Origin of the sequence: Halomonas koreensis (assembly GCF_031451675.1) — a bacterium.
In the GTDB taxonomy this organism is placed as follows: Bacteria; Pseudomonadota; Gammaproteobacteria; order Pseudomonadales; family Halomonadaceae; genus Halomonas; species Halomonas koreensis.
The window spans coordinates 105,207-122,248 of sequence record NZ_JARWAK010000010.1; the positions used below are offsets into that span (position 1 = coordinate 105,207).

The 17,042-nt window shown below is 72.8% G+C and carries 16 protein-coding genes; 5 read left to right on the plus strand and 11 right to left on the minus strand.

The features are described from left to right. Positions 1-40: 40 nt before the first annotated feature. On the plus strand, positions 41-1,162 hold the full coding sequence (locus QC818_RS12365) for an ABC transporter ATP-binding protein (protein ID WP_309653171.1): 1,122 nt from the start codon (positions 41-43) through the stop codon (positions 1,160-1,162). Between the two features lie 30 nt (positions 1,163-1,192). Here the strand turns inward: QC818_RS12365 and QC818_RS12370 are convergent, their stop codons facing one another. From QC818_RS12370 to QC818_RS12405, 8 genes are all read right to left on the minus strand, one after another. Next, positions 1,193-1,633, minus strand: coding sequence for a universal stress protein (locus QC818_RS12370; protein WP_309653172.1), 441 nt, complete (start codon positions 1,631-1,633; stop codon positions 1,193-1,195). A gap of 78 nt (positions 1,634-1,711) precedes the next feature. Further along, positions 1,712-2,152: a universal stress protein gene (locus tag QC818_RS12375; RefSeq protein ID WP_309653173.1), complete on the minus strand. Its 441-nt coding sequence runs from the start codon at positions 2,150-2,152 to the stop codon at positions 1,712-1,714. A gap of 75 nt (positions 2,153-2,227) precedes the next feature. Further along, complete coding sequence (locus tag QC818_RS12380; protein WP_309653174.1) at positions 2,228-3,280, minus strand: TIGR01620 family protein; 1,053 nt, start codon at positions 3,278-3,280, stop codon at positions 2,228-2,230. Then, the gene (locus tag QC818_RS12385) at positions 3,277-4,662 is read right to left on the minus strand and encodes a YcjX family GTP-binding protein (RefSeq protein WP_309653175.1); all 1,386 of its coding nucleotides are present in this window, start codon (positions 4,660-4,662) and stop codon (positions 3,277-3,279) included. The genes QC818_RS12380 and QC818_RS12385 overlap by 4 nt, the downstream gene beginning before the upstream one ends. 22 nt (positions 4,663-4,684) lie before the next feature. Continuing rightward, the gene (locus QC818_RS12390) at positions 4,685-5,866 is read right to left on the minus strand and encodes an MFS transporter (protein ID WP_309653176.1); all 1,182 of its coding nucleotides are present in this window, start codon (positions 5,864-5,866) and stop codon (positions 4,685-4,687) included. After that, entirely contained in the window at positions 5,857-6,876 is a 1,020-nt protein-coding gene (locus QC818_RS12395) for a GlxA family transcriptional regulator (RefSeq protein ID WP_309653177.1), read from the minus strand. The genes QC818_RS12390 and QC818_RS12395 overlap by 10 nt, the downstream gene beginning before the upstream one ends. A gap of 129 nt (positions 6,877-7,005) precedes the next feature. Continuing rightward, a complete protein-coding gene (locus QC818_RS12400; protein ID WP_309653178.1) occupies positions 7,006-8,598 on the minus strand; it encodes a solute:sodium symporter family transporter in 1,593 nt (530 codons plus the stop codon). 138 nt (positions 8,599-8,736) lie between these two features. Continuing rightward, on the minus strand, positions 8,737-8,955 hold the full coding sequence (locus tag QC818_RS12405) for a hypothetical protein (protein ID WP_309653179.1): 219 nt from the start codon (positions 8,953-8,955) through the stop codon (positions 8,737-8,739). Between the two features lie 95 nt (positions 8,956-9,050). On the opposite strand from QC818_RS12405, the gene QC818_RS12410 reads away from it, so the two are divergent. After that, positions 9,051-9,599, plus strand: a complete 549-nt coding sequence (locus tag QC818_RS12410) for a DUF924 family protein (protein ID WP_309653180.1) — start codon at positions 9,051-9,053, stop codon at positions 9,597-9,599. A 58-nt stretch (positions 9,600-9,657) separates the two neighbouring features. Continuing rightward, positions 9,658-9,900 carry a GlsB/YeaQ/YmgE family stress response membrane protein gene (locus QC818_RS12415; protein WP_309653181.1) on the plus strand — a complete coding sequence of 81 codons (243 nt, stop codon included), beginning with the start codon at positions 9,658-9,660 and terminating at the stop codon, positions 9,898-9,900. Positions 9,901-9,967: 67 nt separating this feature from the next. Here the strand turns inward: QC818_RS12415 and gabT are convergent, their stop codons facing one another. Both gabT and QC818_RS12425 read right to left on the minus strand, forming a co-directional pair. Beyond that, on the minus strand, positions 9,968-11,266 hold the full coding sequence (gene gabT / locus QC818_RS12420; protein ID WP_309653182.1) for a 4-aminobutyrate--2-oxoglutarate transaminase: 1,299 nt from the start codon (positions 11,264-11,266) through the stop codon (positions 9,968-9,970). A 33-nt stretch (positions 11,267-11,299) separates the two neighbouring features. Continuing rightward, positions 11,300-12,745 (minus strand): NAD-dependent succinate-semialdehyde dehydrogenase, encoded by a 1,446-nt coding sequence (locus tag QC818_RS12425; protein ID WP_309653183.1) that lies wholly within the window; start codon positions 12,743-12,745, stop codon positions 11,300-11,302. A gap of 195 nt (positions 12,746-12,940) precedes the next feature. Between QC818_RS12425 and QC818_RS12430 the strand changes: the two genes are divergently transcribed. Together QC818_RS12430 and QC818_RS12435 are read left to right on the plus strand one after the other, a co-directional pair. Next, the gene (locus tag QC818_RS12430; RefSeq protein ID WP_309653184.1) at positions 12,941-15,406 is read left to right on the plus strand and encodes a DUF1266 domain-containing protein; all 2,466 of its coding nucleotides are present in this window, start codon (positions 12,941-12,943) and stop codon (positions 15,404-15,406) included. 53 nt (positions 15,407-15,459) lie between these two features. Beyond that, positions 15,460-16,077: a C40 family peptidase gene (locus QC818_RS12435; protein ID WP_309653185.1), complete on the plus strand. Its 618-nt coding sequence runs from the start codon at positions 15,460-15,462 to the stop codon at positions 16,075-16,077. A 10-nt stretch (positions 16,078-16,087) separates the two neighbouring features. Here the strand turns inward: QC818_RS12435 and QC818_RS12440 are convergent, their stop codons facing one another. Further along, positions 16,088-16,966: a LysR family transcriptional regulator gene (locus QC818_RS12440; protein ID WP_309653186.1), complete on the minus strand. Its 879-nt coding sequence runs from the start codon at positions 16,964-16,966 to the stop codon at positions 16,088-16,090. Between the last annotated feature and the right edge of the window lie 76 nt (positions 16,967-17,042).

Here is a 17,042-nt window from a genome sequence, read left to right on the forward strand (position 1 = left end):
CGCGCCCGTCACCAACAACAACTTCGAGAGAGCAATCGCCATGTCAGCTTTGGAAATCCAGCACGTCTGCAAGGACTTCGGCAGCACCCAGGTGCTCAAGGACGTCAGCCTGGCCATCGACTCCGGGGAGTTCCTGATCCTGGTCGGGCCGTCGGGATGCGGCAAGTCGACCCTGATGAACGCCATCGCCGGCCTCGAGCCGGTGACCTCCGGGGAGATCCACATCGGCGGCGAGGACATCACCTGGCGCACCCCCGCCGAGCGGGATATCGCCATGGTCTTCCAGTCCTACGCCCTCTACCCGAGCATGACGGTGCGCGGCAACATCGCCTTCGGCCTGGAGATGCGCAAGGTGCCCAGGGCCGAGCGCGAGGCCGCGGTGGAGCGGGTCGCCGACCTGCTGCAGATCTCCCATCTCCTGGAGCGCAAGCCGTCCCAGCTCTCCGGCGGCCAGCGCCAGCGGGTGGCCATGGGCCGGGCCCTGGCCCGGGAGCCGCAGATCTACCTCTTCGACGAGCCGCTCTCCAACCTGGACGCCAAGCTGCGGGTGGAGATGCGCACCGAGATCAAGAAGCTCCACCAGCGCCTGGGCACCACCATCGTCTACGTCACCCACGACCAGATCGAGGCCATGACCCTGGCCGACTGCATCGCGGTGATGCGCGACGGGCGGATCCTCCAGCTGGGGAGTCCCGACGAGATCTACAACGATCCGGTGGACATCTTCGTGGCCGGCTTCATGGGCTCGCCGTCGATGAACTTCATCGACGCCACCCTGGAAGGGCAGGCGGGGGACTACCGGCTGCGCGTGGCCACGCCCGGCGCGGACGACCTGGTGCTGCCCTGGCCGGCGAGCCGCGAGACCGAGGCCCTGGCCGGCCAGGTCGGCCGTACGCTCGTGCTGGGGCTGCGCCCGGAGCACTTCGCCGAGGAGGACGCCCGCCTCGGCGAGCGGGCCGAGGGCACGCCGCTGTCGACCACGGTCAGCGTGGTCGAGCCCACCGGGGCCGATATCCTGTTGCGCCTGCCGCTCGGCGGGGGCGAGATCACCGCCCGGGTGGATCCGCATTGCCGGGTGGCGCCCGGCGAGCGCATCGACCTGCGGGTGGACATGCGCCGGGCGGTGCTCTTCGATCGCGACAGCGAACGCCGGGTCGCCTGAGACGGTGCGGCGCCGGCCCCGGGGCCCGGCTCAGTGGACGGTGATCACGCTGCACTCGGCGGCGTGGCTCACCTTGTGGGAGACGCTGCCGGTCAGCAGGCCGCGCAGGTCGCTCAGGCCGCGGCTGCCCATCAGGATGGCGTCGACGTCCCGGGCCCTGGCCACCTCGAGGATGGTGCGGGTCGGGTCGCCGTGCTGGACCAGGGCCTCCACGTGGGTGGCGCCCAGGTCCCGGGCCTCCTCCGCGGCGCGGTCCACGAGCTCGTGGGCCTGGCGGTCGCGGGTCTCGCGGGAGGCATCCACCGCCTGGCGGCCCACGCCCCATACCAGCGGCGGGCTGTGGGGCAGGGCCTCGGGAATGTGCAGCAGCAGCAGGAAGGTCTCCCGCTGGCCGGCCAGCTGGCAGGCCAGGGACAGTGCCTTGCGGGCGTGGGAGGAGCCGTCGACGGGAACCAGGAGCGAACGGAACATACCGGGACCTCCGTGCCGGATGCCTGGGGGTTCCTTCAGGGTAGCGGATCGCGACGCCGTCGCCATGCCCGGCCGGGGTCAGCTGACGGTGATCACCCGGCACTCGGCGCCATGGCTGACCTTGTGGGAGACGCTGCCGACCACCAGGCCCTTGAGGTCACCCAGGCCGCGGCTGCCCATGACGATGGCCTCCACGCCGTGCTCCTCGGCCGCCGAGAGGATCGCCTGGCTGGGATCGCCCTGGGCGAGCAGCGGCTCGACCTGCTCGACCCCCAGGGTCCGGGCCTCCTCGCCGGCGCGCTCGAGCAGGTCGCGGCCGACCTGCTGGCGCTTCTCCAGGGAGGCCTCGGTGGGCACCGCGCCGATGCCCCAGACCAGCAGGGGCTCGTGGGGCAGGGCCTCGGGCACGTGCAGCAGCAGCAGCCGGCCGTCTTCCTGGCGAGCCAGCTTGCAGGCCACGCACAGCGCCAGGCGGGAGCCTTCCGAGCCGTCGATCGGCACCAGGATGGAGTGGAACATGGCGAAGCTCCTTGTCGTTCGTCGGGGATATCCCTACAGCCTAGTCGTCCTGCCGACGGCTGTGGCTGACCTGGATCAAGACGCCTCGCCATCCCGGCGATTCTCCAGGCGTTTCAGTCGCCCCCAGAGCTCGCGTCGCAGGTCGGCCAGCCCCGGCCGGCGGGCCTCGTCGAAGGCCAGCGGCCGGGCCAGGCGCTGGGCGCGCAGACCCAGTCGGGCGCTCAGCAGGCCGACGCCGAGGCCCTGCCCGGCGCGGGTCGAGAGCCGTCCGGCCAGGTCCAGCGACAGCCATTCCATGCCCGCCTCGCCGGCCAGCTCGCTGGCGCCGGCGAAGGCCATGTCGCGCAGCACCCGGCGCAGCAGGCGGATGCGCGCCGCATAGCCCAGCTCCAGGCCGTAGAGTCGGCTCAGGCGATCGACCAGCGCCAGGTGGCGCCAGGCCACCAGCGCCATGTCCAGCAGGGTCAGCGGGCTCAGGGCGACCATCACCGCGGTCTCGCCGCTCATGCGCGAGATCAGCCGCCGCGCCTCCCGGTCCCGGGGGCCCAGCAGGTGGTGATCCAGCAGGGCCTGGAGCTCGCGACCGTCGTGATGGGGCTGGCGGGCCTCGAGGAAGGCCCGCCAGTGGGGATGGTCGTCGTCCAGCCCCAGGCGGCGGCGCAGGCTCGTCGCCGTGCGCATGGCCTGGGCGGGATCGGCCTCGGGCAGCGCCGCCAGGGCTCGGCGTAGCCGCTCGTGGGCGCCCAGCCGGCGCAGCCGCCACAGCTCCCGCAGCAGGGCGCCGACGCCGAGCCCGAGGCCGGCCAGGCCCAGCAGCAGCCAGCCCAGGCCCAGCCAGTCGGCGTCGGCGAGGGCGGCGGGCAGGGCGGTGACCAGCTCGGCCGCGCCCAGGCCCAGGCCGCCAGCCAGCACGCCGAGCAGCCCCCAGCGGCGCCGCCGGGGCGGGGCCAGGCCCTCGCTCGGCGCGGCCTCGCCGGTCGGCTCGGCGGGGGCCTCCAGGGGCCGGCTGGGCGCCTCCGGCGTGAAGGCCATGCCCGGCGTCGGGTCGCCCCCAGCGGCCGGGGCCTCGGGCGCCCGGGGCGAGAAGCGCCGGCCGGGCCGCGGGTCGGTGTCGCGGGCGTCGTTCATGTCAGCTTGTCTCCGATCAGCCAGTCGAGGGCGGCGTCCAGGCGGATATGTGGCAGGGCGTCATCGCCGCGGGGGCGCGGCCGGAAGGCCGGAAAGGCGAAGCCCTGGCGGCGCCAGAAGTCGGCGTCGGGCAGGCGCGCCGGCACCTCGCCGGGAAACAGCAGCGCCGGCTCGCCGTCCAGGGTGGTGCCGCGCAGGGCCGGATGGCGTCGTCCCTGGTGGTCCACCTCCCGAGCCTCGGTGGCGCGGATCGCGGCCAGGCTCAGGGCGCGCACCGGCACGTCGGCGAAGCGCAGGTCCTTGAGCGGCTCGGCCAGCAGCGCCTCGAGCAGGCCGGTCAGGCGCGGGTGCTGCTCGGGGGTGACGTGGTCGGCCTTGGTGGCGGCGATGGCCAGGCGGTCGATGCGCGGGGCGAACAGCCGCGTGAGCAGGCTGCGCCGGCCGTAGTCGAAGCTCTGCATCAGCCGCGACAGCGACCGGGCCAGGTCCTCGAAGCGCTCGGGGCCGGCGTTGAGGGCCCCCAACACGTCGACCAGCACGATCTGGCGGTCGAAGCGCCGGAAGTGCTCGCGGTAGAAGGGGCGCACGATGTGCTGCTGGTAGTAACGAAAGCGCCGCGCCAGGGTGGCGTACAGGCTGTCCTCGGGCAGGCCCGCCAGGGTCGCGGGATCGGCGTCGTCCAGGCTCGGCAGGGGAAAGAACTGCAGCACAGGGGCTCCCTCGAGGTCCCCCGGCAGCAGGAAGCGCCCCGGCTGGAGGTCCGAGAAGCCGGCCTCCCGGGCGGCCCGCAGCCCCTCGGCATAGCGCTCGGCCAGGGACGCCAGGCGCCCCTCGTCGACCGGCGCCGCCGGGTCCAGGCGCGCCACGGCCTCCCGCCAGTCGGCGAACAGCGCACCGCGCTCCCCCGTGAACGCCTGGCTGCGGCTCCAGCTCGCGAAGTCATGGCTCAGCAACGGCAGGTCCAGCAGCCATTCCCCGGGATAGTCGAACAGGTCCAGGGTCAGTCGACGGGTCTCGCCGCCGGCCCAGCCGCGTCGCCGCGGCCGGTAGCGGATCACCAGGCGCAGCTCGCTGATGCCGCGGGTGGGCGCCGGCCACTGCGGGGGCTCGGCGTCCAGGGCGGCCAGGGCCCGGTCGAGGGGAAAGCGCGGCACCCCGAGATCCTGCTGTTCGACGCGGCGGGCGCCGAGCAGGCGCCCCTCCCGGGCCGCCGGCAGCAGGTCCAGCCGGGCCTCGAGCCCGGCGTGGCGCAGCTGGTCGATCAGCGAGGTGAGGAAGGCCGTCTTGCCCGCCCGCGACAGGCCGGTGACCGCCAGGCGCAGCTGGCGGTCGCGGCCGCGCTCGAGCAGGTCGGCGAGTTCCCGGGTGAAGGGCTGGCGCATGGCGAGGCGGTCCTGTGTCGAGTCACTGGGAGGGAATCTGGGGGACGCGGCGCCGTGATGCAAGGCGACGCCAGGCCAGGGCCAGCACCGGCAGCAGGCACAGCGGCAGCAGCAGGGCGTTGAGCCGCGGCCAGCCCAGGGCGTCGACCAGCGGGCCGGCGGCCAGCGCGGTCAGCGCCACGGTGCTGAACACCAGGAACTCGTTGGCCGCCTGGGTGCGAGCCTTCTCGGCGGGCCGGTAGGCCTCGGTGAGCAGGCCGGTGGCCGGCAGGAAGGTGAAGTTCCAGCCCAGGCCGAGCAGGATCAGGCCGGCGTGGAAGCCCGCGACGCCGGCGTCTAGCTGGGCGATCAGGGCGCTGCCGGCGAGCAGGCCGCAGCCGGCGGCGATCATCCGCGAGGCGCCGAAGCGGGCGGTGAGCCGGCCGGTGACGAAGGACGGCAGGAACATGGCCACCACGTGCCACTGGATGGTGGTGGCCACCTGGTCGAAGGGCAGCGCCGCGTCCGCCATGGCCAGCGGGGTGGCGGTCATGGCCAGGTTCATGACCCCGTAGCCGATCAAGGCGGCGGTCACCGCCACCACGAAGCTGGGTTGGCGCAGGATCTCGGCCAGGGGCCGCGCCTCGCCTTCGCCGTGGGAGGACGCCGGCGCCGGCAGGCGGATCAGCGTCAGCACGCCGAGGGCCAGCAGGTAGAGGGCGCCGAGCCCCAGGAAGCTGCCCAAGAAGGGCACCTCGGCCAGCTCGCGGCTGTGGCGGGCCAGCCAGGGGCCGAAGAAGGCGGCCAGCACGCCGCCGCCCATCACCAGGCCGATGGCGCGGTCGCGCAGGGCGGCCGGCGCGGCCTCCACCGCGGCGAAGCGGTACAGCTGGCCGAAGCCGATGCCGATGCCGATCAGCCAGGTGGCGACCAGGAAGGCCGGGAAGGCGCCGTCGGTCAGCGCCTTGAGCGCCAGGGCGACCCCGGCCAGGCCCAGCAGGTTGCCGAGCATGAAGCCGCGGCGGCGGCCGAGGCGCGCCATGATCAGCGAGGCGGGGATGGTGGCGCACATCAGCCCCAGCCACTGGGTGGCCACCGGGGCCGTGGACCAGGTGGGCGACGGGGCGAGCTGGGCGCCGATCAGCGGCGAGACGGCGATCAGCAGGATATTGCCGCTGACCAGCAGCGCCTGGCAGAGCGAGAGCAGGGAGACCGTCAATGGCATGCAGGCGTGTCCTCGTGGTGGGGGGCGCGGGGGCCGAAGCGCTCGTGATAGACCGACGGCGGGACGCCGTAACGGCGATGGAAGAGGCGCCGCAGCTGCTCGGCGCCGCCCAGTCGCCAGTCGGCGGCGAGCCGCGCCAGCGGCGGCGCGGGGTGGGTCTGGAGCAGCTCGCGCCGAGCGCCCTCCAGGCGCAGCTGCGTCAGATAGGCGGCCGGCGTGGTGTCGAGGTGGCGCCGGAACAGCCGCGACAGGTGGCGCGGCGTGACCGCCAGGCGCGCCGCCATGCCCTCCAGGCGGTGGTCGCCGGCGGGATCGGCATGCAGGACCTCCAGCAGCGCGCGCAGCGGGCCGGTGGTGCGCCGCTGCAGGCGCAGCGCCTCGCTGTACTGGGACTGTCCCCCGGGGCGGTGCAGGAACATCACCAGCTCGCGGGCCACCCGCCCGGCCAGCGCGTCGCCGTGATCGGCCGCGACCAGCGACAGCGCCAGGTCGATGCCGGCGGTCACCCCGGCGCTGGTCAGGCGCCCGCCGTCGTCGACGTAGAGCGCGTCGGGCTCGGTGCGTACCGCCGGATGCGCCCGCGCCAGGGCCTCGACGTGTCGCCAGTGGGTCGTGGCCCGGCGGCCGTCGAGCAGCCCGGCCCGGGCGAGCAGGAAGGCGCCGGTGCAGATGGCGCCGAGGCGCCTGACCCGCGGGGCCAGTTCGCGCAGGCCGTCGACGTGGTGGCCGGCCCGACACTCGGCGAAGACCCCGCTACCGCCGGCCACCAGCAGGGTGTCCGGCGCGCCGCGGGCGACCAGGCCCGCCCAGTCGCGCTCGGCGAGCATCGTCAGGCCGCCGTTGGTGAGCAAGGCGCCGGGAGCTCGGGCGACAAGCTCGAGGTCGTAGAGGCGACGGCCCGCGCACTCGTTGGCGCTGGCGAAGACCTGCCAGGGGCCGCAGACATCGAGCGCCTGGCAGTGGGGGTAGGCGAGCACCGCGACACGGCGCGGCGGGGGCGAGGCGGTCATCCGGGACTCCGTGACAGGGATCGTCCCGAGTCTGAGCGCGGGGCGGCGTGTCTGCAATGACCGCTTGCCCACCGATAGGGACATGGGCCGGGGAGACGCCCCGCGGCGCGGCGGGGCGTCGGCCCGGGGTCAGGCGAAGGCCGCGTAACTGGCGATCACCAGCAGCACCAGCGCGATGCCGGCGGGCAGGGCGCCCCGCCAGGGCGTCAGGTCCACCGCGCCGCTGTCGGCCTGGACCCAGGCCTCGGCCCGGGGCCGCAGCCGGCCGATCAGCAGCATGAGCGCCACCAGCAGCACGAAGACGCCGGCGATGAAGTGGAACTCGTGCATCAGGCTCGGCAGCCGATCGAAGGGCGGGATGAAGTAGCCGGCGAAGATCAGCAGGCAGCCGCCCACCAGGGCGATCTTGGCGGCCATGGCCGGGACTCGGCGCGTCAGCAGGCCGACCACCACCACCGCCAGGATGGGGATGAAGTAGATGGCGTTCATCTTCTGCAGGTAACCGAACAGGCTCTCCTGGCCCGCCAGCAGCGGCGCGATGGTCATGGCGGTCAGCGCCATCAGCCAGCCGAAGGTCTTGCTGGCTCGCACCACCTGCGCCTCGCTGGCGTCCTTGTTCAGCACGCCCTTGTAGAAGCCCAGGCTGAACAGGGTGGTGGTGCTGTTGAGTGCCGAGTTGAACGACGACAGGATGGCGCCGACCATCACCGCGGCGAAGAAGCCGGTGAGGTAGGGCGGCAGCACGTTGAAGACCAGGTGGCCGTAGGCCTCGTCGGCCTCGACGCCCTGGTCGGCGTAGAGGTGGTAGGCGATGATGCCGGGCAGCACCAGGTACAGCGGGCCGAGCAGCTTGAGCAGGCCGGTCAGCAGCACGCCCTTCTGGCCCTCGGCCAGGTTCCGGGCGGCGAAGGTGCGCTGGATGATCTGCTGGTTGGTGGTCCAGTAGAAGAGGTGCAGCAGCAGGACCCCGGTGAACACCGTGGAGAAGGGCACCTGCTGCTCGGCGCCGCCGATCGAGTCCAGGCGCGCCGGGTGCTGTTGCTTGAGGATCTCCCAGCCGGCCAGCACGCCATCGCCGTCGCTGACGGCCTGCAGCCCGAACCACACGATCACCAGGCCGCCGGCCAGCAGGCCGATACCGTTGAGGGTGTCGGAGACCGCCACGGTGCGCAGGCCGCCGAACAGCGCGTAGACGGCCCCGATCAGGCCGACCAGCCAGACGGTCAGCCACAGCAGCAGGGTCGGCGACTGGATGCCGGTCAGGCCGGGCAGGTCGAGCATGCCCTGCAGCCCCATGGCCCCGGAGTAGAGGATGATCGGCAGCAGGATCACCGCATAGGCCAGCAGGAAGATGACGTTGGCGATCCGCTGGGTGGCCTTGTCGAAGCGCAGCTCGAGCAGCTCCGGCACGGTGGCGATGCCGCTCTTCAGGAAGCGCGGCAGGAAGAACAGCGCCAGCAGCACCAGGGCGATCACCGCGATCACCTCCCAGGCCATCACGCTCAGGCCGTCGGCGAAGGCCGCGCCGTTGAGGCCGACCATCTGCTCGGTGGACAGGTTGGTCATCAGCAGCGACCCGGCGATCAGCGGGAAGGTCAGGCTGCGCCCGGCCAGGAAGAGGCCCCGGGGGCTGCGGTGATCGTCGCGGCGGGTGATCCGCCAGGTGAGGAAGGCCACCAGCCCGGTGAAGAACAGGAAGGAGGCGAGGGTCAAGGCGTGCATGCGGAATGATCCTTAATTCGGCGCGCTTTATGGGGTGCTGTTGCCATGATGATGTAAATTTTTTTGTAAACTTACATAACGGCGGGGCAGTCTAGAAGACCGCCCCGTGCATGCCATACGCCTTTCGTCTAAGTGGGGTCAGGAGGGCGGCAGGGCGCCCACCGGTGCCGGCTCCACCAGGCCGAGCAGCTGCACCAACACCGGCGAGGCGGCGATGACGAAGCCGAGGGCGGCGAGCAGGCGGCCGGCCAGGCGGTGGCGCGGGCGGCGGGCCAGGGTCAGGCCGCCGATGCACACCAGCAGGCCGAGAAGGTTGAGGGCGTAGCCGAGCATCTGGAGGAGTTGATAGGCGGTCATGGAAGGCTATCCGAGCGGTGGATGAGACGGTAGGCTGGGAGCATATCAGCCGGGGCCGGATCATGGCCCCGACCCGAGCGAGGAGGCAAGACGCCATGGCCGGTCGTTCCCCCGAGACGGTGCTCGACTTCTGGTTCGCGGAGCTCGCCCCGGCCCAGTGGTTCCGCCGGGATCCCGCCCTCGACGCCGAGATCGCGCGACGCTTCGCCGGGACCCTGGCGGCGGCGCGGCGGGGGGAGCTATGGACCTGGCGGCGCACGGCGGCGGGGCGCCTGGCCGAGGTGATCGTGCTGGACCAGTTCTCGCGCAACCTTCACCGCGACTCGGCCGAGGCCTTCGCCGCGGATCCCCAGGCCCTGGTACTGGCCCAGGAGGCGGTGGCGGCGGGCCATGATCGGGCGCTGCCCGTGGCGCGGCGGGCCTTTCTCTACATGCCCTACATGCACAGCGAGTCGCTGGTCGTCCACGACGAGGCGCTGCGGCTGTTCGACCAGCCGGGCCTGGAGGACAGCCTGCGCTTCGAGCACCGGCATCGCGAGATCCTCGAGCGCTTCGGCCGCTATCCGCACCGCAACGCCGCCCTCGGTCGCGCCTCGACCCCGGAGGAGCTGGCGTTCCTGGCCCATCCGGGGTCATCCTTCTGACACGGCGCCCCGCCATCCTCGGGGCATCCATCGACGCACGACGGCAAGGGAGACGCTCATGGGATTCATCGCCTGGTTGATCATCGGCGGCCTGGCGGGCTGGATCGCCGGCCATATCATGCGCGGCGGCGGCTTCGGCCTGCTGGGCAACATCGGTGTGGGCATCGTCGGTGCCCTGGTCGGCGGCCTGCTGTTCAGCCTGCTGGGGCTCAAGGCCGGCGGCTTCATCGGCTCGCTGGTCACCGCCGTGGTTGGCGCGGTGGTGCTGCTGTGGGGGATCGGCAAGCTGCGCCAGGGCTGACCCACCCCCAGACGCGCGACGCCCGGCCAGCCGGCCGGGCGTCGCGCGTTGCGGGGCCCCGTGGGACTCAGGCGGTGGCCGCGGCCCGGCTGCCCACGACCTCGCTCAGCGCCTCCTCGACGATGGCCAGGCCTTCCTCGAGCACCTCGTCCTCGATGGTCACCGGCATCAGGAAGCGGATCGAGTTGCCCCAGAAGCCGCAGGACAGCAGGATCAGCCCCTTTTCCTTGGCCTTCTTGCACAGCGCCGCGGCCAGCTCCGGCGCCGGCTCGCGGGAGGCCTTGTCGACGACCAGCTCGAAGGCGGCCATGGCGCCCAGGTTGCGGGGGTTGTCGACGCACTCGAACTTCTGCTGCCAGTCGGCGAACCGCGCGGCCAGGGTGTCGCCGAGCGCGGCGCTCCGAGCCAGCAGGTTCTCCTCCTCGATGGCCTCGATCACCGCCAGGGCGGCGGCGCAGGCCAGCGGATTGCCGCTGTAGGTGCCGCCCAGGGAGTTGGGGCCGGAGGCGTCCATCACCTCGGCGGTGCCGACCACGGCGGACAGCGGCATGCCGTCGGCCAGGCTCTTGGCCATGGTCATGATGTCGGCCTCGACGCCGCTGTGCTCGAGGGCGAACAGCTTGCCGGTGCGGGCGAAGCCGGACTGCACCTCGTCGACGATCAGCAGGATGCCATGCTCGTCGCACAGCTCGCGCAGGGCCTTGAGGTAGGCCGGGGAGGCCGCGTAGAAGCCGCCCTCGCCCTGGACCGGCTCGATCACGATGGCGGCGGTGCGATGGGCCGGGATGTCGGTCTTGAACAGCGTTTTCAGGGCGTGGAGGGAATCCTCCTCGCTGATGCCGTGGTAGGCGTTGGGGAAGGGCGCGCGATAGACGTCGCCCGGCATCGGGCCGAAGTCGTTCTTGTAGGGCAGCACCTTGCCGGTCATGGCCAGGGTCATGAAGGTGCGGCCGTGGAAGCTGCCGTCGAAGCAGATCACGCCGCTGCGGCCGGTGGCGGCGCGGGCGATCTTGACCGCGTTCTCCAGGGCCTCGGCGCCGGTGTTGACCATCATCGCCTTGGCCTCGCCCTTGACCGGGGTCAGCTGGCAGAGCTTCTCGGCCAGCTGCACGAAGGGCGCGTAGGGCATCACGGTCTGGCAGGTGTGCATCAGCTGGTCGAGCTGGCCCTTGACCGCCTCGACCACCTTGGGATGGCGGTGGCCCAGGTTGAGCACGCCGATGCCGCCGGCGAAGTCGATGAAGCGCTGGCCATCGGCGTCCCACAGCAGGGCGTTCTCGGCGTGTGCGGCGAACTGCGGCGAGGGGCTGGCGGCGCCGCTGGCGACGTAGCGCTGCTTGAGCTCGTTGAGTTGCGCGTTGTTCATGGGGATCTCCTGTTGGGGAAGCGGTACGGGATCTCAGAGCCCGCCGACACAGACGTATTTTAGTTCAGTGTATTCCTCCAGGCCGTGGCGCGAGCCCTCGCGGCCCAACCCGGATTCCTTGACGCCGCCGAAGGGCGCCAGCTCGGTGGACAGGATGCCCTCGTTGACGGCCACCATGCCGTACTCGAGGCCCTCCATGACCCGCCAGATGCGACGGTAGTCGCGGGCGTAGAAGTAGGCGGCCAGGCCGAACTCGGTGGCGTTGGCCATGGCGATCGCTTGCTCGTCGTCGGTGAAGCGGAACACCGGGGCCAGCGGGCCGAAGGTCTCCTCGGTGGCCACCCGCATCTCGTCGGTGACGTCGGCGATCACCGTGGGCTGGAAGAAGGTGCCGCCGTGCTCGTGGGGCTCGCCGCCGCAGATCAGGCGCCCGCCCCGGTCGAGGGCGTCGCGGATATGGCTCTGGACCTTGTCCACCGCGGCCCGGTTGATCAGCGGGCCCTGGATCACGCCCTCTTCCAGGCCGTTGCCGACCTTGAGCTCGGCCACCCGGGTCGCCAGCCGGTCGAGGAAGGCGTCGTAGATGCCGTCCTGCACCAGCAGGCGGTTGGTGCACACGCAGGTCTGGCCGGAGTTGCGGAACTTCGAGGCGATGGCCCCTTCCACGGCGGCGTCCAGGTCGGCATCATCGAAGACGATGAAGGGCGCGTTGCCGCCCAGTTCCATGGAGGCCTTCTTGACGGTGCCGGCGCACTGGGCGAGCAGCCGCTTGCCCACCGGGGTCGAGCCGGTGAAGGAGACCTTGCGCACCCGCGGGTCGGTGGTCAGCACCTCGCCGATCTCGGCCGGGCGGGCCGCGGTGACCACGTTGATCACCCCGGCCGGGAAGCCGGCCTGCTCGGCGAGCCGGGCCAGCGCCAGGGCGGTCAGCGGGGTGGCCTCGGCGGGCTTGATCACCACCGGGCAGCCGGCGGCGAGCGCCGGGGCGCACTTGCGGGTGATCATCGCCAGCGGGAAGTTCCACGGCGTGATGGCGGCCATCACCCCGATCGGCTCGCGGAACACCAGGATGCGCTTGTCGGCGCCGTGGCCCGGCAGGGTCTCGCCGGCCACGCGCTTGGCCTCCTCGGCGTAGTACTCGACGAAGCTCGCGCCGTAGGCGACCTCGCCGCGGGATTCCGCCAGCGGCTTGCCCTGCTCCCGAGTCATCAGCCGGGCCAGGCCTTCCTGGTGGGCCATGATGCGCTCGAACCAGCCGCGCAGCAGAGCGGCGCGTTCCTTGGCGGTCTTGCGCCGCCAGGCCGGCCAGGCGGCCTCGGCGGCGGCCACGGCCTCGCGGGCATCGTCGGCGGTGAGGTCGGGCACTTCCGCCAGGACCTCGCCGGTGGCGGGATCGGTGACGGGGAAGCGGCGCTCGGCGTCGCGCCACTGGCCGGCCACGAGGGCCTTGTCGATGAGCAGCTCGGTCTCGGCGGTCATGGGCTATCTCGCTGGGGTGATTGTCATGTTTGACGAGTGTGCATTATTTCAAACATCTCGCCAACCCCCCGGGGATGTCGAAGCGGCGCATCGTCGCCGAGCATCGGCGCGCGACGCGCTTTCCGTTACACTATGGCGCCGAATTTCCCACGGCCGGTTGGCCGTCCGTACGTTGCATGCATGGCGAGGTGAGCCTTGGTCGATCCCCTGAATGCCTGGTGGGCCCAGCAGCTGGTGCTCTGTGAGTGGGCCTTCGCCCCCGACCCGCTGACGCTGGAGGCGGAGGTGGCCTCGGCGCGCCTGGAAAGCCTCGGGGTCGTCGACCGCGGCGAGCTGGGCTGGCGACTGCTGGAGGCCCTGGGGGCCGGCGCCGAGGCCGACCCGGGCGGCCTGCTGGCCGGCCTGGAGCTGGCCGCCCTGGGCGGCGCCGCCGGCTGGCTGTCCGCGGAGCGCGCCCGGGACTGGGCCCGGCGGCTGGCCGAGGCCGTGATTCACGTCCACGACAGTCTCGACGACTGGCTCGCGGCGCTGTGCCGGGCGCGCAGCGCCGAGGGCTGGGTGCGCGGCGACGACGGCCTCGTCGAGGCCGGCGAGGCCCTGGCCGCCCTGGAGCACGAGGGCGAGGGGGTCACCTGGGACATGCTGCGCGAGTGGCTGGCCGCGCATCGTCGCGCCCCGTCGCTGTGGCCGGAGGCCGACGCGGATCGCGTCTGGCGCCTGCGGGCGCCGTTCGGGCCCATCCTGGAGCCGGCCGCGGCGCCGCTGGACTGGCAGGGGCTGGAAGGCTGGCTGGGCGAAGCCTGGCAGGTCGGCGGCCGCGACGAGCTGATCCGGGTGATGCTGTGGCTGGCCGCTCAGGGCGATCGCCAGGCCTGGGACCTCGACGCCACCCGATTGCTGGCCGCGGCGCCCGAGGAGCGCCACGCCTGGTGGGAGGGGCTGGCGCCGGGCGATCGCGCCGCCGGCCGGGTGCTGCTGGCCTTCGTCGAGGGCGGCGAGCCCCTGGAGTGGGCCGCCTGGGACTGGCTGCGGCTGATCGACCTGGCCTGGGCGGGGGCCTGCCTGGGCTGGCTGTCCGACGACGAGGCTCGGGCCTTCGCCCTCCACGGCGCCGACCTGGCGCTGCACCGCTACAGCGACTGGATGGCCCTGGCCCGCGCCTATCAGCGCGGGCGCAGCCTCTTCGAGGCCCGCGACCTGCGCCCGGCGTTCGAGGCCGACTGGGCCCTGCTGCTGCATTCGCCGGTCAGCCCCTGGCGCATCCCGCTCCAGGAACTGCTCGCCGTCGAGCGCCTGGAAGCCTCGCGGCAGGCCATCCGCGACTGGCGCCGGGCGCCGCGCCACTGGGTGCTGGCCCTGGCCGCGGTACGCGAGCCGGCGCTGGCCCAGGGGCAGGGCGTGGCACCGCGGCCGTCGGAGGCCCGCCGCCAGGAGGCCCGAGCCTACCTGGCGGAGACCCTGGACCTGCATGCCGACGAGGGCGCCGACGCGCTGGCCCGCCACTGGTTGCCGGCCCAGGCGCACCACCTCAACCAACTGGCCGCCGACGCCGCCCACGGCGCGCTGCCGCCGGCCCGCACCGGGTTCGGCCAGCCGCCCCGCGGCGACCTGGCGGGCCGCGATGCCCTGGGGCGGGCCAGCCGCCATGCCGCCACCATCCACATGGCCGAGAAGTATGCCTTCTACCTGCAGATGGCCATGGACAGCGAGCTGTTCGACGACGGCCGGCTGACCTCGCTGGCCGCCGCCCTCCAGGACTCGCTGTGCCGCTTCTACCCCGACCCCCGCCGCCTGCTCGCCGCCTGGGCCCACTGGGAGGCACTGCTGCCCGAGCCCGATCAGCCGTCGCTGACGGCGGAGATCCGCTGGCACCTGGAGGATCCGGGCAGCCTCTTCCACTGGCTCGACTGGCGGGCCGGCGGGCAGTGGCAGGAGCCCGGCCCCCGGCCGACCCTGCTGCACTTCACCGCCATGGCCCTGGTCGGGCCGCTGAACAGCCCGGCCTGGAGCCTGCCCCAGCCGGAGAGCGAGCGCGAGTGCGCCTCCATCCGCGAATGGGTCGACGGCCACTACGGCCTGCACGGCGCCGAGGAGCTGGCCGAGTTCGTGGACTACCTGCTGGAGGTCGGCGATCGCCAGGAGTACCAGATCAACTATGCCCCCTATACGCTCAATCGGGCCCGGCTGCAGTCGGAGATCGCGACCCTGGAGAGCGGCGAGTGCAGCGAGGAGGAGCGCAACCATCTGCTGCGGCTGCTCCGGGTCCGCGACGACGAGGACGGTTGCAACGAGCTGGACCTGGCCGCCTGGGACCTGGCGCAGGCGGTGGATCTGGCCATCGCCGGCCGCCAGCTCGGCTGGCTCGACGAGCCCGCCTTCCTCGCCGTCCTGGAACGCGCCCATGCCCTGGCCGCCCGGCACTACGGCGGCTGGGAGGCCTATGCCCGGGGCCTCTACGCCGGCTTCTCGTTCTTCATGGGCGAGACGCCGGAGCGCGAGGCCTTCCTGGGGAGCTTCCGCCAGGCCCTGGTGAGCTGGCTGACCGCGGCGCCGCCCCTGGCCGGGGCCTGGGCCAGCCTGGACTTTCCCGGGGCGCGCGCCCGCCACTGGGCGCCGATGCACGTGGACACCCTGCCGGGGGAGAGCCGGCAGCTGCACTGAGACGAGCAGGCGAGGGCGCCGCGCCGCGGGGCCCCGCCGGGGAGGAGACAGGGATGTCGAGAGGCGGTCGAAGCCTGCTGTGGGCCGTGACGGCGTCGCTGGCGCTGTCGGGATGCGCCACGGCCCCCGAGGCGCCGGTGGAGGACTATTTCGCCCGGGACCTGCCCGGCCTGCCCGAGGCGCCGCGCATGTCGCCGGTGGACAATCCCATCCTGGCGGTGCGCGGCCTGCGCCAGCCGCCGCCGGCCCTGATTCGCCGGGCCCTGCTGGCGCAGCACGAGCGCTGGCTGGGCACCCCCTACCGCCTGGGCGGCACCGGCCGGGGCGGCATCGACTGCTCGGCGCTGGTGCAGCGGGTCTTCGCCGACACCTTCCAGCTGCGCCTGCCGCGCACCACCGCCCGGCAGGTGCGGCGCGGCGAACCGGTGAGCCGAGAGGCTCTGCGTCCCGGCGACCTGGTGTTCTTCCGCCCGCCCGGGCCCTATCGCCACGTGGGCATCTACGTCGGCGAGGGGCGCTTCCTGCATGCCTCCACGTCGCAGGGCGTCAAGCTGTCCTCCCTGGATAACCGCTACTGGCGCCGCCACTACTGGCAGGCTCGCCGCCCCCTGGATGCGGTGACCCTGGTGCGGCGCCTGGACGGCCTGGCGGCGGCCCCGCGGGAGGGCTGAGCGCCGCGGCTCAGCGGTGGTCCAGCACGAAGTCCACGAAGGCGCGCTCGGCCCGGGACAGGTAGGCGCCCTCCGCCCAGGCCAGGGACAGCGACAGCCAGGCCGGCGGGTCGAAGGACACCGCCGCCAGCGCCGGCTCCTCGACCACGCGGCGCAGGAAGGTGGTGATCCCGAAGCCCTGGCGCACGATGGCCTTGGTCAGCGGGATCAGGTTCGACTCGAAGGCGATGTCGGCGTCGGCGCCGGTCTCCCGGGCGAGGGTGTCGACGAACTCCCGGTGGAAGTAGCCGTCCTGGAACAGCACCAGCGGTTCGGCGAAGAAGGCCGCCGGGGAGACCCCGTCCCGCGACGCGAAGGGGTGATCCCGCGGCACGCAGACCACCATCTCCTCGGACACCAGCGGCCGTCGGGTCAGGTGCCGGCTGGCCCCGTCGTCGATCACCACCCCCAGGTCCAGTTCCCCGCCGGCGATCATGGCCTGCAGGCGCCGGGCCCCGGCCTCCACCACGGTCAGGCGGATGCCGGGATGGCGGGCCTTGAAGCCCATCAGCAGCGGCGGGAAGTAATAGGAGCCGAGCATCGAGGGGATGCCGATGCGCAGCTCCCCCTTGACCAGGTCGTGGAGCTCGCGCATGGCCAGGTGGGTGGCCTCGGCCCGGGCCAGCAGGTCCCGGGCCCGGCCGACCAGGGCCTCGCCTTCCGGCGTCAGGCCGACGCGCCGCTCGCGTCGCTGGAACAGGGTCAGCCCCAGGCGCTGTTCCAGGGTGGCGATGGTCTGGCTGACCGCGGACTGGGCCAGGTGCAGCGAGCGGGCCGCGGCGCTGAAGCCGCCCTCGTCCACCACCGCCAGGAAGACGCGCAGGCTGCGCAGGTCGAAGGGCATGGTCATAAGCAGATCCGATGGTTGTGATCGCAATCTTCTGTTTGGCTTATCATTGTGCGCCCCCGATCATGGACCTCCAACC

Excerpts from the sequence above, each read along its gene's own strand:
- QC818_RS12375 (WP_309653173.1), bottom strand. The coding sequence starts at position 2,152 with ATGTTCCACTCCATCCTGGTGCCGATCGACGGCTCGGAAGGCTCCCGC.
- QC818_RS12405 (WP_309653179.1), bottom strand. The coding sequence starts at position 8,955 with ATGACCGCCTATCAACTCCTCCAGATGCTCGGCTACGCCCTCAACCTT.
- QC818_RS12410 (WP_309653180.1), top strand. The coding sequence starts at position 9,051 with ATGGCCGGTCGTTCCCCCGAGACGGTGCTCGACTTCTGGTTCGCGGAG.
- QC818_RS12400 (WP_309653178.1), bottom strand. The coding sequence starts at position 8,598 with ATGCACGCCTTGACCCTCGCCTCCTTCCTGTTCTTCACCGGGCTGGTG.
- QC818_RS12365 (WP_309653171.1), top strand. The coding sequence starts at position 41 with ATGTCAGCTTTGGAAATCCAGCACGTCTGCAAGGACTTCGGCAGCACC.
- QC818_RS12440 (WP_309653186.1), bottom strand. The coding sequence starts at position 16,966 with ATGACCATGCCCTTCGACCTGCGCAGCCTGCGCGTCTTCCTGGCGGTG.
- QC818_RS12370 (WP_309653172.1), bottom strand. The coding sequence starts at position 1,633 with ATGTTCCGTTCGCTCCTGGTTCCCGTCGACGGCTCCTCCCACGCCCGC.
- QC818_RS12380 (WP_309653174.1), bottom strand. The coding sequence starts at position 3,280 with ATGAACGACGCCCGCGACACCGACCCGCGGCCCGGCCGGCGCTTCTCG.
- QC818_RS12385 (WP_309653175.1), bottom strand. The coding sequence starts at position 4,662 with ATGCGCCAGCCCTTCACCCGGGAACTCGCCGACCTGCTCGAGCGCGGC.
- QC818_RS12435 (WP_309653185.1), top strand. The coding sequence starts at position 15,460 with ATGTCGAGAGGCGGTCGAAGCCTGCTGTGGGCCGTGACGGCGTCGCTG.
- QC818_RS12395 (WP_309653177.1), bottom strand. The coding sequence starts at position 6,876 with ATGACCGCCTCGCCCCCGCCGCGCCGTGTCGCGGTGCTCGCCTACCCC.
- QC818_RS12425 (WP_309653183.1), bottom strand. The coding sequence starts at position 12,745 with ATGACCGCCGAGACCGAGCTGCTCATCGACAAGGCCCTCGTGGCCGGC.
- QC818_RS12415 (WP_309653181.1), top strand. The coding sequence starts at position 9,658 with ATGGGATTCATCGCCTGGTTGATCATCGGCGGCCTGGCGGGCTGGATC.
- gabT (WP_309653182.1), bottom strand. The coding sequence starts at position 11,266 with ATGAACAACGCGCAACTCAACGAGCTCAAGCAGCGCTACGTCGCCAGC.
- QC818_RS12390 (WP_309653176.1), bottom strand. The coding sequence starts at position 5,866 with ATGCCATTGACGGTCTCCCTGCTCTCGCTCTGCCAGGCGCTGCTGGTC.